At 71.3% G+C, this 14,522-nt stretch carries 16 protein-coding genes; 9 read left to right on the top strand and 7 right to left on the bottom strand.

What is annotated here, in order from left to right; genetic code table 11:
• Nucleotides 1-2: 2 nt before the first annotated feature.
• Entirely contained in the window at nucleotides 3-920 is a 918-nt protein-coding gene (locus tag ACZ63J_RS06885) for a hypothetical protein (RefSeq protein WP_465398417.1), read from the bottom strand.
• A 360-nt stretch (nucleotides 921-1,280) separates the two neighbouring features.
• Here ACZ63J_RS06885 and arc point away from each other — a divergent pair, with 360 nt between their 5' ends.
• Entirely contained in the window at nucleotides 1,281-3,083 is a 1,803-nt protein-coding gene (gene arc / locus ACZ63J_RS06880; RefSeq protein WP_465305133.1) for a proteasome ATPase, read from the top strand.
• 51 nt (nucleotides 3,084-3,134) lie between these two features.
• Here the strand turns inward: arc and ACZ63J_RS06875 are convergent, their stop codons facing one another.
• A complete protein-coding gene (locus ACZ63J_RS06875; RefSeq protein WP_465398416.1) occupies nucleotides 3,135-4,061 on the bottom strand; it encodes a DMT family transporter in 927 nt (308 codons plus the stop codon).
• A 98-nt stretch (nucleotides 4,062-4,159) separates the two neighbouring features.
• Here ACZ63J_RS06875 and ACZ63J_RS06870 point away from each other — a divergent pair, with 98 nt between their 5' ends.
• On the top strand, nucleotides 4,160-5,011 hold the full coding sequence (locus ACZ63J_RS06870; protein ID WP_465398415.1) for a DUF3626 domain-containing protein: 852 nt from the start codon (nucleotides 4,160-4,162) through the stop codon (nucleotides 5,009-5,011).
• Here ACZ63J_RS06870 and ACZ63J_RS06865 read toward each other — a convergent pair.
• Both ACZ63J_RS06865 and ACZ63J_RS06860 read right to left on the bottom strand, forming a co-directional pair.
• Nucleotides 4,988-5,872, bottom strand: coding sequence for a TIGR03620 family F420-dependent LLM class oxidoreductase (locus tag ACZ63J_RS06865; protein WP_465398414.1), 885 nt, complete (start codon nucleotides 5,870-5,872; stop codon nucleotides 4,988-4,990). The two genes, ACZ63J_RS06870 and ACZ63J_RS06865, sit on opposite strands and share 24 nt — an antisense overlap.
• A 67-nt stretch (nucleotides 5,873-5,939) precedes the next feature.
• A complete protein-coding gene (locus tag ACZ63J_RS06860; RefSeq protein WP_465339620.1) occupies nucleotides 5,940-6,278 on the bottom strand; it encodes an ArsR/SmtB family transcription factor in 339 nt (112 codons plus the stop codon).
• Between the two features lie 47 nt (nucleotides 6,279-6,325).
• Here ACZ63J_RS06860 and ACZ63J_RS06855 point away from each other — a divergent pair, with 47 nt between their 5' ends.
• The 3 genes from ACZ63J_RS06855 to ACZ63J_RS06845 all read left to right on the top strand — a co-directional run bounded on the left by ACZ63J_RS06855 (nucleotide 6,326) and on the right by ACZ63J_RS06845 (nucleotide 8,257).
• The gene (locus ACZ63J_RS06855; RefSeq protein ID WP_465305123.1) at nucleotides 6,326-6,664 is read left to right on the top strand and encodes a hypothetical protein; all 339 of its coding nucleotides are present in this window, start codon (nucleotides 6,326-6,328) and stop codon (nucleotides 6,662-6,664) included.
• Complete coding sequence (locus tag ACZ63J_RS06850) at nucleotides 6,661-7,590, top strand: aldo/keto reductase (protein ID WP_465398413.1); 930 nt, start codon at nucleotides 6,661-6,663, stop codon at nucleotides 7,588-7,590. The genes ACZ63J_RS06855 and ACZ63J_RS06850 overlap by 4 nt, the downstream gene beginning before the upstream one ends.
• Nucleotides 7,591-7,657: 67 nt before the next feature.
• Nucleotides 7,658-8,257, top strand: coding sequence for a hypothetical protein (locus tag ACZ63J_RS06845; RefSeq protein ID WP_465398412.1), 600 nt, complete (start codon nucleotides 7,658-7,660; stop codon nucleotides 8,255-8,257).
• On the opposite strand, the gene ACZ63J_RS06840 is transcribed toward ACZ63J_RS06845, so the two are convergent.
• Complete coding sequence (locus ACZ63J_RS06840; protein WP_465339615.1) at nucleotides 8,248-8,766, bottom strand: NUDIX domain-containing protein; 519 nt, start codon at nucleotides 8,764-8,766, stop codon at nucleotides 8,248-8,250. The two genes, ACZ63J_RS06845 and ACZ63J_RS06840, sit on opposite strands and share 10 nt — an antisense overlap.
• A gap of 42 nt (nucleotides 8,767-8,808) precedes the next feature.
• Here ACZ63J_RS06840 and dop point away from each other — a divergent pair, with 42 nt between their 5' ends.
• The 4 genes from dop to prcA all read left to right on the top strand — a co-directional run bounded on the left by dop (nucleotide 8,809) and on the right by prcA (nucleotide 12,440).
• Entirely contained in the window at nucleotides 8,809-10,311 is a 1,503-nt protein-coding gene (gene dop, locus ACZ63J_RS06835) for a depupylase/deamidase Dop (RefSeq protein WP_465305115.1), read from the top strand.
• 86 nt (nucleotides 10,312-10,397) lie between these two features.
• Complete coding sequence (locus ACZ63J_RS06830; protein ID WP_013226725.1) at nucleotides 10,398-10,592, top strand: ubiquitin-like protein Pup; 195 nt, start codon at nucleotides 10,398-10,400, stop codon at nucleotides 10,590-10,592.
• A gap of 135 nt (nucleotides 10,593-10,727) precedes the next feature.
• Complete coding sequence (gene prcB / locus ACZ63J_RS06825) at nucleotides 10,728-11,582, top strand: proteasome subunit beta (RefSeq protein ID WP_465305113.1); 855 nt, start codon at nucleotides 10,728-10,730, stop codon at nucleotides 11,580-11,582.
• Nucleotides 11,583-11,636: 54 nt separating this feature from the next.
• The gene (gene prcA / locus ACZ63J_RS06820) at nucleotides 11,637-12,440 is read left to right on the top strand and encodes a proteasome subunit alpha (protein WP_465398411.1); all 804 of its coding nucleotides are present in this window, start codon (nucleotides 11,637-11,639) and stop codon (nucleotides 12,438-12,440) included.
• A 48-nt stretch (nucleotides 12,441-12,488) separates the two neighbouring features.
• On the opposite strand, the gene ACZ63J_RS06815 is transcribed toward prcA, so the two are convergent.
• Together ACZ63J_RS06815 and ACZ63J_RS06810 are read right to left on the bottom strand one after the other, a co-directional pair.
• Nucleotides 12,489-13,259 (bottom strand): class I SAM-dependent methyltransferase, encoded by a 771-nt coding sequence (locus ACZ63J_RS06815; protein WP_465398410.1) that lies wholly within the window; start codon nucleotides 13,257-13,259, stop codon nucleotides 12,489-12,491.
• 31 nt (nucleotides 13,260-13,290) lie between these two features.
• Nucleotides 13,291-14,469 carry an alpha/beta hydrolase gene (locus ACZ63J_RS06810; RefSeq protein WP_465339611.1) on the bottom strand — a complete coding sequence of 393 codons (1,179 nt, stop codon included), beginning with the start codon at nucleotides 14,467-14,469 and terminating at the stop codon, nucleotides 13,291-13,293.
• Between the last annotated feature and the right edge of the window lie 53 nt (nucleotides 14,470-14,522).

The raw sequence follows: 14,522 nt of genomic DNA, 5'->3' as shown, positions 1-14,522 counted from the left end.
GGTCACTTCGGGTCCTTTTTGACGTCCAGGAGGCACCACAGCCCGGCTTCGTTCTTGCCGGTGAAGACACCCTTGGCCGTCTGGCCGTTCACGCTGTTGGTCCAGTGCACCGTGGACGAGGTGCCGGTGTCCTGGGGTGCGCCGTCCAGCTTGAGCGAGATCTCGCCGGTGACCTCGCCGACGGAGCCGTCCTGGTGGACGCTGCGGCAGATGGCCGCGTCGAGGTCCTTGGCGCTCTTGGCGTTGTAGGCGGCGGCAACGGAGTCGAACAGTTCCTGGGAGCTGGGCTTCCCGCCGGGGGCGGGCCCGCCGACGGGCTTCGTGCTCTTCGTCGAGGGGCTGGTCGGCGAACTGCTCTTGCTCTTCGGGGTGGACGTCTTCGGCGCGGACGTCGGGGCCTGGGAGCTGCTGCTCGCGGGCGGCGCGGCGGCGTTGTTGTCATCGCCGTTCGCCAGGACGAACCAGGTCACACCGCCGCCGACGAGGATCACCGCGGCGGCCGCGATGCCGACGATGAGCCCGGTTTTCTTCTTCTTGGGCGGGGGCGCGTCACCGAAGCCGCCGCCTCCGTACGGGTCGTAGCCGCCGAAGCCCTGCTGCTGGTCGTAGCCGCCCTGCTGCGGCCGGCCCCACTGGTCCTGCTGCCCGTACTGGGGATAGCCCTGCTGGGGCCCAGCGCCCGTCTGGGGCGGGTAACCGCCCTGCTGGGGCTGGCCGTAGGGATCCTGCTGCCCGTACTGCTGGGGCTGGCCGTAGGGGTCCGGCTGCCCGAACTGCTGGGTGCCGCCGTAGCCGGGCTGCGGCTGTTGTCCGCTCTGGGGGTAGCCGCCCTGCTGGGGCTGTCCGTAGGGCCCGGGCTGCTGCCCGTAGCCGCCGGGCTGCTGGCCGTAGCCGCCCGGTTGCTGCGGCGGGTAGGTCATGGGTGGTGCCCCCTAGCGTCCTTCGGAGAGGCCGGCCATGGGGCGGCCGGCGTCGGCCCGATGCTAGCCACCGGGCGTGCCCGCCGCGCGGTTAGGGCGGAACTGGCCCGAATCGCCCGGGCGCAGCGCGATTGGGGCCGTCAAGGGCTGGGTACTCCCGACGTGCTTGCTTCGTCCAGCCCAGGATGACCCCGCGACACGCCAGGGCCACGGCACACAAATGGCCCCTTGTGCTGCGGGAATGTCCGTGCTGGACGAGGTGCTGAAACCGCGACGCGCCGATCTTGTGATCCGGAAAGGCCTTTTCTTGTCGGTGATCGCCGGTACCGTGGAATGAAAAGCACTCCGAGGAGGTGCCCGATGCATCATGACCTTCCCGGAGGTCGGCGCGAGGAGGCCGACCCTTCAGCAACATCCGGAGCTGGGACGACGGCGGACGAGCAGGCTCGGCAGATCCGTTTTCTCGAGGAGGAAGTGGCGCTGCTGCGCCGCAAACTGACCGACTCGCCACGGCAGAACCGAGTTCTCGAACAACGACTCGCCGAGGCCTCGGAAAGGGTGAGCCAGCTCACCGAGCGGAACACCAAACTGGTCGAAACCCTGCGTGAAGCCCGGGGACAGCTCCTCGCGCTGCGCGAGGAGGTCGACCGGCTGGCCCAGCCACCGTCCGGGTACGGCGTCTTCGTGGAGGCGTACGAGGACAACACGGTGGACGTCTTCACGGCGGGCCGCAAGATGCGGGTGTCGGTTTCGCCCGCGGTCGAGGTCTCTTCGCTGCGTCGTGGCCAGGCGCTGCGGCTCAACGAGGCGCTCACCGTGGTCGAGGGCGGCGGCTTCGAGCGCACCGGCGAGGTGTGCGCGCTGCGTGAGGTGCTCGCACCGGACTCCGAGGGCGCGAGCCCGCGGGCGCTGGTGGTCGGGCACGCGGACGAGGAGCGGGTGGTCCTGCTCTCCGATCTGCTGGCCGAGCAGCCGCTCAAGCCGGGCGACTCGCTGCTGGTCGACTCCAAGGCCGGTTACGCGTACGAGCGCGTGCCGAAGGCGGAGGTCGAAGACCTGGTGCTGGAGGAGGTGCCCGACGTCCGCTACGAGGACATCGGTGGCCTCACCCGGCAGATCGAGCAGATCAGGGACGCGGTCGAGCTGCCGTTCCTGCACGCCGACCTGTACCAGGAGTACCAGCTGCGCCCGCCCAAGGGCGTCCTGCTCTACGGCCCGCCGGGCTGCGGCAAGACGCTCATCGCCAAGGCGGTCGCGAACTCGCTGGCCAAGAAGGTGGCGGCGGCGCGGGGCGACAACGAGGACGGGAAGTCCTACTTCCTGAACATCAAGGGTCCCGAGCTGCTCAACAAGTTCGTCGGGGAGACCGAGCGGCACATCCGCCTGATCTTCCAGCGGGCGCGGGAGAAGGCCTCCGAGGGCACCCCGGTGATCGTGTTCTTCGACGAGATGGACTCGATCTTCCGGACCCGTGGCTCGGGCGTCTCGTCCGACGTGGAGACCACGATCGTGCCCCAGCTGCTGTCGGAGATCGACGGTGTCGAAGGCCTGGAGAACGTCATCGTCATCGGCGCCTCCAACCGCGAAGACATGATCGACCCGGCGATCCTGCGGCCGGGCCGGCTCGACGTCAAGATCAAGATCGAGCGTCCGGACGCCGAAGGCGCGAAGGACATCTTCTCCAAGTACCTGGCCGAGGGTCTGCCGATCCACGCCGACGACCTCGCCGAGTTCGGCGGGGACTCGAAGGCGACGTTCGACGCGATGATCCAGCACACGGTCGAGCGCATGTACGAGGAGAGCGACGAGAACCGGTTCCTCGAGGTGACCTACGCCAACGGGGACAAGGAGGTCCTGTACTTCCGTGACTTCAACTCGGGCGCGATGATCCAGAACATCGTGGACCGGGCGAAGAAGTCGGCCATCAAGTCCGTGCTGGAGACCAACCAGCCCGGCCTGCGCGTGCAGCACCTGCTGGACGCGATCGTCGACGAGTTCGCGGAGAACGAGGACCTGCCCAACACCACCAACCCGGACGACTGGGCCCGGATCTCCGGCAAGAAGGGCGAGCGGATCGTCTACATCCGCACGCTCGTCACCGGCAAGAACCAGGACTCGGGGCGGGCGATCGACACCGCCACGAACACCGGTCAGTACCTGTAGTTCGCTGCGCACGATGGGGCGGCCGCTTCGGCGACCGCCCCATCGGCGTCTCTAGTCCCGGACCAGTTCGGCTTCGGGCACGGGTTTCGCCGTCCGGCGCAGGCGGCCGTGCGCGGCGAGGATGCCCAGCACCACGAGCACCGCGCCGGCGGGCTGGTTCCAGCTCACCGGCTCGCCCAGCACGACCACACCGAGCAGGACGCCGACGACCGGTGTGAGGTAGGTCACCGCGGAGGCGTTGGCGGCGCCCCAGGCCGCGATGATCCGGACGTTCCACGCGTAGGCGATGCCGGTGCCGAAGACCCCGAGCGCGAGCATGCTCGCCACCACCGCCAGGTCGAGGTGCACCGGCGTGGCGGCGATCGCCGGGGCCAGCAGGGCGAGGATGACCGTCGCGGAGCCGGTCTGCCCGAACGCGACGACCACCGGATCCACCCCGCGGGGCGAGACGAACCGGCGCATGTAGACGAAACACGCGCCGTAACACGTGGTGGCGCCGAGGCAGGCGAGCTGCGCGGTCAGCTGGTGGGAGACGTCGACGCCCTGCCACACGCCGACGATCGTGAGCACCCCGAGGAAACCGAGCAGCAGGCCGAGCACCCGTGGCGGCGTGAACCGTTCCTCGGGCAGCGCCGCGGCGGCGAGCAGCATCGTGATCAGCGGTGTCGTCGCGTTGAAGATGCTGGCCAAACCGGACGAAATGTACTGTTCCGCCCACGAGAACAGCAGGAACGGCACCACGCAGAGCAGCACCGACACGACCGCGAGATGGCCCCACAGCACGGGATCCCGGGGGAGTGGCCGCCGGCGCACCGCCAGGACGAAGCCCAGCGCCAGCGCGCCCAGCGCGACGCGGGCCAGGGCGACCTGGGCGGGGGAAAGCCCGCCGAGCCCGACCTTGATGAACAGGAAACTCGCACCCCACACGACGGCCAGCAGCGCGAACCGCACCGTGACCCCGAACCCACCGAACCGCATGGCCGCAGTCAAGCTGGCGGACCACCCGCGGAGCCAGCGGGTTTCGGACGTCGTTCTGTGTGTATAACGCCCTATACCGCCCGGGTAGGCTGAGACGCATGGCCAGGGGGACCGGAGAAGAAGCGTGGGCACGAGCCGTCCGGCACGTCGCGGGCCGGGTCGAGGGCCCGCCGCTGCCGGAGGACCTGGACGTCACCGTCCACTTCCACCCGGACCGGCTCGTGGGGGAGGTGCCGCTGCTGCGGCACTGGGCCACCGACGGCGTCTACCGCTCGCAGTTCGAGACGGGCACGAGCAACGGCGGCTTGACGGCGTACCCCGGCGGCGACCGCTGGCGCTGGGAGCACCGCATCTTCGGTGGCGCCTACGACGCCCTGCCGCCGTCGGCCCGGCCGAAGTACGGCTCGCTCAACTACCGCCGCCGCCCGGCGGGCGGGTCCGTCCGGTTCGGCTCCTCGCACCTTCGGCTGAAGCGGGAAGTGCTGCGGCGGACGACGTTCTGCTACCCGGACAGCTTCGCCGAGCCCGAAGACTTCGGCACGGCGGCGCACCTGCCGCTGCTGCCGCTCGCCGAAGCCGACCACCAGGACGAGCTCGACGACCACATCGAAGCCCACGTCCACGGTCCGCTCGTGCTCGCGAACGACGTCGAGGCGCTGGTGCTGGACCCGGCGTTCCGGGGCACCGACATCGAAGCGGCGGCCGCCGCCCTGCCGTTCCCGGCGTACTGGCACCACGGGTTCCGGCTCTCGACCGCGCTGCTGGCCGAACACGCCGACTTTCGCGGTGAAGACGTCGTCCGCGCCGGTGTGGAGATCGCCGAGGACGGCTGGCTCGACGCGCGGGTCATCGGCGAAGCCGTGCGCGCCGGCCGGCACGATCCCCAGGTCCTCAAGCGCGTCTGGCATTGCACCGCGCGGTTCGGCCTACACGACGGCCCCGGCCGGTAGCAGCGCCTCGGTCAGCCGCCGCCACTGCGGCATGGCCGAGGTGCCCGGCGCGACGCCGATGACCTGGACGCCCACGTGGTCGGCGCCCGCGTCGAGGTGGGCGTGCAGCTTGCCGGTGATCGTGTCGACGTCACCCCAGAACACCAGGTCGTCCACGAGCCGGTCGCTGCCGCGGCCGCCGTCGATGTCCGCTTCGGTGTAGCCGAGCCGCCGGAACTTCGCGACGTTGTACGGCGAGGTGAGGTACCGGTGCAGGTGGCCGCGGGCGATCTCCCGCGCCTTGGCCGCGTCCGTCTCGAAGAGGACGGCGTGCTCGACGCCGAGGAACGACTCCGCGCCCAGGACCTCCCGCGCCTGGGCAGTGTGTTCCGGGGTCACGTGGTAGGTGTGCGCGCCCGCCGACCGGTCCCGGGCCAGCTCCAGCATCTTCGGGCCGTACGCGGCGAGCAGCCGCCGGATCGGCGTCCGCGGCTCGGGGTTGGGACTCGTGACGGCGTCCAGCTCGTCGAGGTAGTCGTTCATCGCCTGAAGGGGCTTCGCGTCGGTTTTCCCGCCGCCGAAGCCCAGTCCGAGCAGGTGGCGGTCCGGGTACGCGTCGGCCAGCAGCAGGGCCGCGCCGTGGGTCCAGCGCGGTCCGCGCGACCAGATCTGCGCGATCCCGTTGACGACGGCGAGGCGCTCGGTGACCGACAGCAGGAACCCGGCGTGGGTCAGGGCTTCCCGGCCGGTGGTCTCCGGGATCCAGACGGCCGGCCAGCCGAGCCCTTCCAGCTCCTGCACGGAGTCCCGGATCAGGCTCGCCGGCTGATCCTCGAAGTCGAACGTCCAGATCCCGTAGCGGCCGAGCCGCGGCTTGTTCATGCATCGAAGTATCGCAGATTTACGATATGAGTCAACGGGCGATCCCGGCGACAGGGGAGGGGAGTGGTCAGAGAGAGCGGCCCAGCACGGCGACGAGCGAGGCGATCCGGGCTTCGTCACGCTTGTAGTGCGTCCACTTGCCTACGCGGGTCGCGCGCACCAGACCGGCGCGCTGCAGCTCGGCCATGTACGCCGACACCGTCGACTGCGCGAGCCCCGTCTTCTCCTGGATGTGGCTCACGCAGACGCCGACCTCGACCGGGTCGGCGATGGCCCGCTCCACGGGAAAGTGCTTCGCGGGCTCACGCAGCCACTGCAGCACCTGCAGCCGCACCGGGTTCGCGAGCGCCTTGAAGACGTCGAGCAGCTGCTCGACCTCCGGCTGGGATTCGGCGCGTGTCGTCATGGCTGCCACCGAGTATATCGACGTATAACGACCTATACTCACCGGCTGTGAGCGAAGAAAGCCGGCGGCCCCGCGCGCCCATCACCGAGTCCGACGTCCTGGCCTGGCTGGAGACGACCGCCGCCGCCGTCGAGGCGGGGGAGGTCCCCGCCCAGGACCTCATCGACATCCTGGGCGAGCTCCGCCGCGCTTCCGCGGCCTGCGCCGACGCGTCCGACTGGGCGCTGCTCGCCGCCCGCGAAGGCGGCGCGAGCCTCCGTCAGATCGCCCCGGTCTTCGGCAAGGGGTACGTCCGGGCCCCGGCCGCGCGGCTCGAGAAGCTCCACCGGCAGGCCCAGAACTCCGGTCAGTGGCTCGCCATCCTCCGGCACAAGCAGACGGCGTGAACCGCATCGCCCTCGGGCTGGCGGCGCTCGGCCGCCCCGCCTACATCAACCTCGGCCGTGACGACGCGCTGCCGAAGGTGCGCGACGTCGAGTCGATGCGGGCCGCGACGTTCACCGTCCTCGACGACGCCTACAGCGCCGGTGTCCGGCGGGTCGACGTCGCCCGGTCCTACGGGCTTTCGGAGGAGTTCCTCGCCGGCTGGCTCGACGAGCGCGGGCACACCGACGTCGTCGTCTCGAGCAAGTGGGGTTACGCCTACGTCGGCGGCTGGCGCCTCGACGCCGAGGTGCACGAGGTGAAGGAGCACTCGGCCGCGCGGTTCGCGGCGCAGTGGGCGGAAACCCTGGCGCTGCTGGGAGATCGGGTGAGCCTCTACCAGGTCCATTCGCTCACTGTGGACAGTCCGCTGTTCGGCGACGAGCCGTTGCTCGAGGCATTGGCCGAGCTTTCGGCGAACGGGGTCGCGGTCGGGTTCTCGACGTCCGGGCCGGCGCAGGCGGCGGCGATCGAGCGGGCGTTCGCGCTGGAAGTGGCCGGGCGGCCGGTGTTTTCGGCCGTGCAGTCCACCTGGAACGTCCTCGAGTCGTCCGCCGGGCCCGCGCTGGCCGCGGCGCACGCGGCCGGGAACCGGGTGCTGGTCAAGGAAACCCTGGCCAACGGCCGGCTCGCCGTCGAAGCGCCGCGGGTCGTGGCCGACATCGCCGAGGCGCACGGGACCGGGCCGGACGCGGTCGCCGTGGCGGCGGTGCTCGCGCAGGGCTGGGCCGACACCGCCGTCATCGGGCCGGCGAGCCCGGCCCAGCTGGCCGCGAACCTGGCCGCCACCACGCTTTCCCTGAGCACAGACGAGGAAGCGGCGCTGGCCGGGCTGGCGGAGGATGCAGGGGAGTACTGGCGACACCGGTCCTCTTTGGGGTGGCACTGACGGGCTGCACTACCCTTCGCAGGCACGGACGGACAACGGGAGGCCGGAGCAGGTGCGTCATCGCCAGGTGGTTGCCTTGGCCGCGGTCGCGTTGGTCGGCCTGACCGGCTGCGACGGACCCGACCCGAACAACCTCGAGACGTACTACGACGATCCGGCTCCCACGGCCACCGTCGCCCCGCCCACGACGGCAGCCCCGGCCCCCGCCGCGAGGACGGCTCCGGTGACGCCGGCGGCGCCGGACGCCGGGTTGCTCGCCGAGCGGGCGCTGCTGACCGACGCGGACGTCGCGGAGGAAGGGGTGCAGCCCGGGTCGGGCGCGGCGTCGGGTTGCCTCTCCGAGGAGACGTCGGTCGCCAGCCGGACAGCGAGCTGGCGCTACCCGAGCGGGTCGGAGCTGCGGCACCGGGTCGCCGTCTACCCGGACCAGCCGGGCGCGGACGTCGTGGCGAAGACGGTGTGCACCGGGGAGCCGGTGGACGTGCCGGCCCAGCCGGGGGTCGAGCGCCAGCGCGCCTGGTGCGAGGGCAAGACGTGCACGGTGTTGCTGGCCAAGGGAACGCTGGTGTCCGGGCTGACCGTGTCGGCGAGCACCGCGGCGCGCGCGATCGACGCGGCGAAGCGGCTGCTGCCCGCGATGGCCGCGAAGCTGACGGCTCAGCCGTAGCGGCGGAACCACTCCTGGACGCCTTCACGGCCGTCGGGGATGAAGGGCAGTTCCGGCGCCGGGTCGTCGATCCAGGCGCGCAGCTCTTCGAGCGGGATCCAGCGGCCTTCGACGATCTCTTCGGCCTGGTGGTGGATCGGGCCGTCCCAGCGGACTTCGAAGGCGAAGTTGTGGCAGCGGTTGCGGCCGTCGTCGTAGACCTTCGTGAACAGCGGAACGGGTTCCACCCCGTGGACGCCGAGCTCTTCGGCCAGTTCGCGGCGGGCGCACCCGGCCGGTGACTCGCCGGCCGCGACCACCCCGCCGGCCCAGCAGTCCCAGGTGGACGGGAACACGTCCTTTTCCGGCGTGCGCAGGTGCACGTAAACCGCGCTTCCGTCACCCGAACGGACCAGCACGACGCCGGCGGCGTGCCACAGGCCCTCCGCGCGGACCCGGGAGCGGGTGGTCGTGCCCACTTCGGAGCCGGCCTGGTCATAGAGGGCAACGAGTTCGTCACTGCCTGGCATGGGTGCATCGTTCCACTAGGGCGACCCCGTAGGGTGGTGGACATGCGGCGGATCATGGGAACCGAAGTCGAGTACGGCATCTCCGTGCCGGGCGACGCGACGGCGAACCCGGTACTCACCTCGACCCAGGTCGTGCTGGCCTACGCGGCGGCGGCGGACATCCCGCGCGCCCGGCGCGCGCGGTGGGACTACGAGGTGGAGTCCCCGCTGCGGGACGCGCGCGGGTTCGACCTGACCGGCCCCGGCGGGCCGGGCCACGACCCCGACGTCGAGGACCTGGGCGCGGCGAACGTCATCCTGACCAACGGGGCGCGGCTGTACGTCGACCACGCGCACCCGGAGTACTCGGCGCCCGAGGTGACGAACGCGCGCGACGCGGTCATCTGGGACAAGGCCGGCGAACGGGTGATGGAGGAGGCCGCGCTCAAGGCGGCGTCCGTGCCCGGCCAGCCCCAGCTGCAGCTGTACAAGAACAACGTCGACGGCAAGGGCGCCAGCTACGGCACGCACGAGAACTACCTGTGCGCGCGCTCGACGCCGTTCACCGCGATCATCGCCGGGCTGACGCCGTTCTTCGTGTCGCGGCAGGTGGTGACCGGCTCGGGCCGGGTCGGGATCGGCCAGCAGAGCGAAGAGGCCGGGTTCCAGCTCTCCCAGCGTGCGGACTACATCGAGGTCGAGGTCGGCCTGGAGACCACGCTGAAGCGCGGGATCATCAACACCCGCGACGAGCCGCACGCGGACGCGGACAAGTACCGCCGGCTGCACGTCATCATCGGTGACGCGAACATGTCGGAGTACTCGACCTACCTGAAGGTCGGGACGACGGCGCTGATCCTGGACCTCATCGAGTCCGGGATCCGGTTCGACGACCTGAAGCTGGACGAGCCGGTGCGGGCGGTGCACCAGATCAGCCACGACCCGACGCTGAAGGCGAAGGTCGCGCTGGCGAACGGCCGCAAGTACACCGGGCTGGACCTGCAGTTCGCCTACCACGAGATCGTCTCCCAGAACCTGGACCGCACGGACGCCGACCAGGCGTCCAAGGAGGTCCTGCGGGTCTGGGGCGAGGTGCTGGACGCGCTGGCGCGCGACCCGCAGGAGTGCGCGGACCGGCTGGACTGGCCGGCGAAGCTGCGGCTGCTCGAGGGCTACCGGCAGCGCGACAGCCTGGCCTGGGGCGCGCCGCGGCTGCGGCTGGTCGACCTGCAGTACTCGGACGTTCGGCTGGCGAAGGGCCTGTACAACCGGCTGGTCACGCGCGGGTCGATGAAGCGGCTGGTGACCGAGGAAGAGGTGCTGGCCGCAGTGACGACCCCGCCGTCGGACACGCGGGCCTACTTCCGGGGCCGGGCGCTGGAGAAGTACGCGACCTCGATCGCGGCGGCGTCGTGGGATTCGGTCATCTTCGACGTCGGCAAGGAGTCGCTGGTCCGGATCCCGACCCTGGAGCCGTTGCGGGGGACGAAGGCGCACGTCGGCAAGCTGCTGGACGAGTCGGCGACGGCGGAAGACCTGGTGGAGGCGCTCACCGGTTCGGACTAGGCGGGACGCACCAGCGATGGCGGCGTGACCCCGAATGTCGGGGCCGCTGGGTAGGCTAGGAAACATCAGCCACACCGGGAGGCGAGATGGCCCAGGAAAAGATCGAAAAGCACGGCGGCGGCGACTCCGACGAGGAGTTCGACGACACCGGCGCGGCGGGTCAGGAGCGGCGCGAGAAGCTCGGCGAGGACGTGGACACGATCCTCGACGAGATCGACGACGTGCTCGAAGAGAACGCCGAGGACTTCGTCCGGGCCTACGTGCAGAAGGGCGGCGAGTAGCCGCCCAGGGCGTCCGCGCCCTTGCCGACCGTTCAGCCGCCGGCCGGGGCCCTGCGTGGTGGTGACCGTGGTCCGGGTGGGCCGGGTCGCCGGGCGTGGGGTCGCGGCCCGCACAGATGGGATTTTTGAGCACGTATGGACAACACCAGGGGCATCTCGGGTCCCGCGCTGCCGGCCGCGTACTTCTCGTCGGCGACGTCGTCGTTTTCGGACTTCTTGCGGGTACAGGCGCCGGAGCTGCTTCCGGAGCGACGGGTGGGCAACGGCGCCGGTGACCTCGGCGTGCCGCACGGCACGACGATCGTCGCGCTGACGTTCGCGGGCGGTGTGCTGATCGCGGGTGACCGGCGGGCGACGTCGGGCAACCTGATCGCGAGCCGCGACATCGAAAAGGTCCACGTCACCGACGAGTATTCGGCGGTCGGCATCGCGGGCACGGCCGGGCTGGCCGTGGAGATGGTGCGGCTGTACGCGGTGGAGCTCGCGCACTACGAGAAGATCGAGGGCGTTTCGCTGTCGCTGGACGGCAAGACGAACAAGCTGGCCGGGATGGTCAAGGCCAACCTCGAGATGGCGATGGCCGGGCTGGCCGCGATCCCGCTGTTCGTCGGGTACGACCTGGAAGCCGAGGACGCCAAGCACGCGGGCCGGATCGTCTCGTACGACGCCGCGGGTGGCCGGTACGAGGAGAACGGCGGTTACGCGGGCATCGGCTCGGGTTCGCTGTTCGCGAAGTCGGCGCTGAAGAAGCTGCACGACCCGGACGCCGACGTCGAAGGCGCGGTGCGGGTGGCGGTCGAGGCGCTGTACGACGCGGCGGACGACGACACCGCGTCGGGCGGCCCGGACCTGGTGCGCCGGATCTTCCCGAGCGTCGTGACGATCACCGCGGAGCACGGCGCCGTGCAGCTGCCGGAGTCGGAGACTGCGGCCGTCGCGGAGGCCGTGGTGGCCGGGCGGATCGAGCGCCAGCAGAGCCGGCTCTCCTGACGCGGGGCCTGAACCTATGAACGTTGCAACACCGGAAGACGTGGAGCGCACACCGTGACGATGCCGTTGTATGCCTCTCCCGAGCAGCTGATGCGGGAGCGTTCCGAGCTGGCGCGCAAGGGCATCGCGCGCGGCCGGAGCGTGGTGGTGCTGAAGTACGCGGGCGGCGTGCTGTTCGTGGCCGAGAACCCGTCGGCGACCCTGCACAAGGTTTCCGAGATCTACGACCGCATCGGGTTCGCCGCGGTCGGGCGCTACAGCGAGTTCGAGAACCTGCGCGTGGCGGGCATCCGGCACGCGGACCTCAAGGGCTACCAGTACGACCGTCGTGACGTCAGCGCCCGGGCGCTGGCGAACGCCTACGCGGCGACGCTGGGCAGCATCTTCACCGAGCAGCTGAAGCCGTTCGAGGTGGAGGTCTGCGTGGCGGAGGTCGGCGCGAGCGCGGCGGAGGACCAGCTGTACCGGCTGACCTACGACGGGTCCATCTTCGACGAGCCGCAGTACATCGTGATGGGCGGCCAGAACGAGAAGATCGCGGCGAAGCTGAAGGAGACGTTCGAGGACGGCCTGGACCTGCAGGCGGCCCTGGGCGTGGCCGTGGCGGCCCTGCGCACGCCGATCCAGCCGTCGACGACGGCGTCTTCGTCGGCGGGCACCTCGTCGTCTTCGTCCGCTTCGTCTTCGTCGGCGAACGGCAACGGCGAGGCCGACCCGATCAAGCTCGAGGTGGCGGTCCTGGACCGCGACCGGCCCCGCCGCTCGTTCCGCAGGCTGACGGGCACGGCGCTGGACACGTTGCTGCCGGTGCCGGACCCGCAGGGTGACGAGCCGGAGGAGAAGCCGGAAGGCGAGTAGCACTTGGTGAAGGCGGGGGCGTGGTCGGTGACCGCGCCCCCGCCTTTGTCATGCGGGCCGGTGGGCGACGGCGAGCAGGTGCGCGCTGGCGTTGACGAGGTGCGGGTCCCGCTCGACGATCCGGGCGGCGCGCAGGGCGGATTCGGCGAGGTCGTCGAACCGGGAGAGCCCGGCCGTGTCGAGCGCGGGCCACGAAGGCCCTTCGACGCCGAAGACGGCGGTGCCGGTGAAGCCCGCTTCGGTGACTTCGTCGCGGAGTTCGTCCGCTGTGTGCCAGTGCGTGGGGACAAAACCGACGTGGGCGTCGTACGCGCCGGTGGTGATGACCGCGCGGACCGGTTCGACGCGGCCGAGGGTGCCGGTGGCGCCGGTTTCCAGCAGGGAGAGGTAACGGCTGATCCCGGCCGCCGCGAGCAGGCCGCCCGGGCGCAGCACGCGCCGGGCCTCGGCCAGCGCGCGAGCGCGGTCGCCGGCGTCGACGAGGTGGTAGAGCGGGCCGAACAGCAGGACGACGTCGTAGCTGGCGTCGGCCGTTTCGAGGTCACGCGCGTCGCCGACCGCGGCGGTGACGCCGGGCAGCGTCGCCGCCTGGTCGACGTGGGCCGGGACGACGTCGACGAGGTGGACGGGATGTCCGTCGGCGGCGAGCCAGGCCGCGTGGACGCCGGTGCCGCCCCCGACGTCGAGAACCCGTTCGTGGCCGGGCAAGAAGCGCCGGAGCAGTTCCTGGGTGCGCAGGTACTCGAGGCGGCCGTGCGGGGTGCGGGTGAGCCTGCCGGCTTCGGCGGGGCCGGTGGCGTAGTGCGTCGGGAGGTCCATGTCTCAGGGTCCCGGACGGCACAACCGGGTTTCAGGAGGTCGCGGGGGAGGCCCGGAAGTCCTGGTCGGCGAACGCGAGCAGGTACGGCAGGGTCGCCCGGGCGGTGTGCCAGGTGTGGTTGAACCCGCGTTCGGCGTGCACCACGGCGTTCTGGCCGCGGGCGCGCAGGGCGTCGGCGATCCGGTGGGCCGTCGTGACGTCGGTGGGCGCGCCGGTGCCGACGGCCAGCATCACCGAGATCGGCGCGGAGAACTTCATCGTGGGCAGGTAGCGGCGCGGGGTGTTGGCCGCGATCGCGGCCCGGTCGCCGTTCAGGACGCCGACGGAGTCGTTGAGGTCGTCGTACGGCAGGGCGATCAGCAGGGTGGCGAACTCGTCGACGTGGTGGAGGCCGATGTTGAGGGCCCCGAAGCCGCCGCCGGACATGCCGCCCAGCGCCCGGTGGCCGCGGTCGGCGAGGGTGCGGTAGCGCTGGTCGACCGCCGGGACGACCGTTTTCGCGAGGTAGGTCTCCAGCTGCGGACCGCCGGGGACGTCGAGGCACTCCCAGTCCGTGGCCGGGTTGCCCGCGGTCAGGTCGACGCTCACCACGATCATCGGCGCGATGACGCCGGCCTGCTGCAGCGCGAGCAGCGTGCCGGGCGCGTCACCCGAGGTCAGCCAGTCGCGCGGGCCGCCGAACGGGTAGCCGTGGATCAGGTAGACGACCGGGTACCGGCGGGCGGTGTCGGCGGCGTACCCGGGCGGCAGGACGACGTAGTTGCTGCCCGACGGCACGCCGTGCGCGGGGTCGGGCAGGTTCAGGACGTCGATCCGCTGCCCGGCGGCCGCGGTGCCTCCCGAGGCGTGCGGTGCCGACGGTGCTTCCTTGCCGTCGTCGAGCAGGCGGCCGGCGAGGTTGGCGACGCCGGGGCCGCGCTGCAGCAGGCGGGCCAGGTCGTCGGAGGTGCGCACGTACCCGACGTAGCTGTTCAGGGCAGTGACCGCCGCGAGCAGCAGGAGGACGCCGAACGCCGTGAGTCCCCAGCGCCGCACCCGCCGCCGGTGCGCGAGCGCGACGACCACGGCGAGGACGGCGACGGCGGCCGAGGCGAGGCCGAGCCAGATGAACGGCGACTCGAGCGGCCCGAGGTCCCGGGCGCGGGCGGTGACGTCACCGGGCAGCACGGGGTCGGTGGCGGCCCGGTGCACCACGCTCGCCAGATCCATCCCACCCCGTTCGTCGCCGAGATGCGGGCAGGGTTGCCCGCATCTCGATCAAG

This window comes from Amycolatopsis sp. NPDC104863 (assembly GCF_055582965.1).
This window is presented reverse-complemented; position numbering and strand designations above follow the sequence as displayed.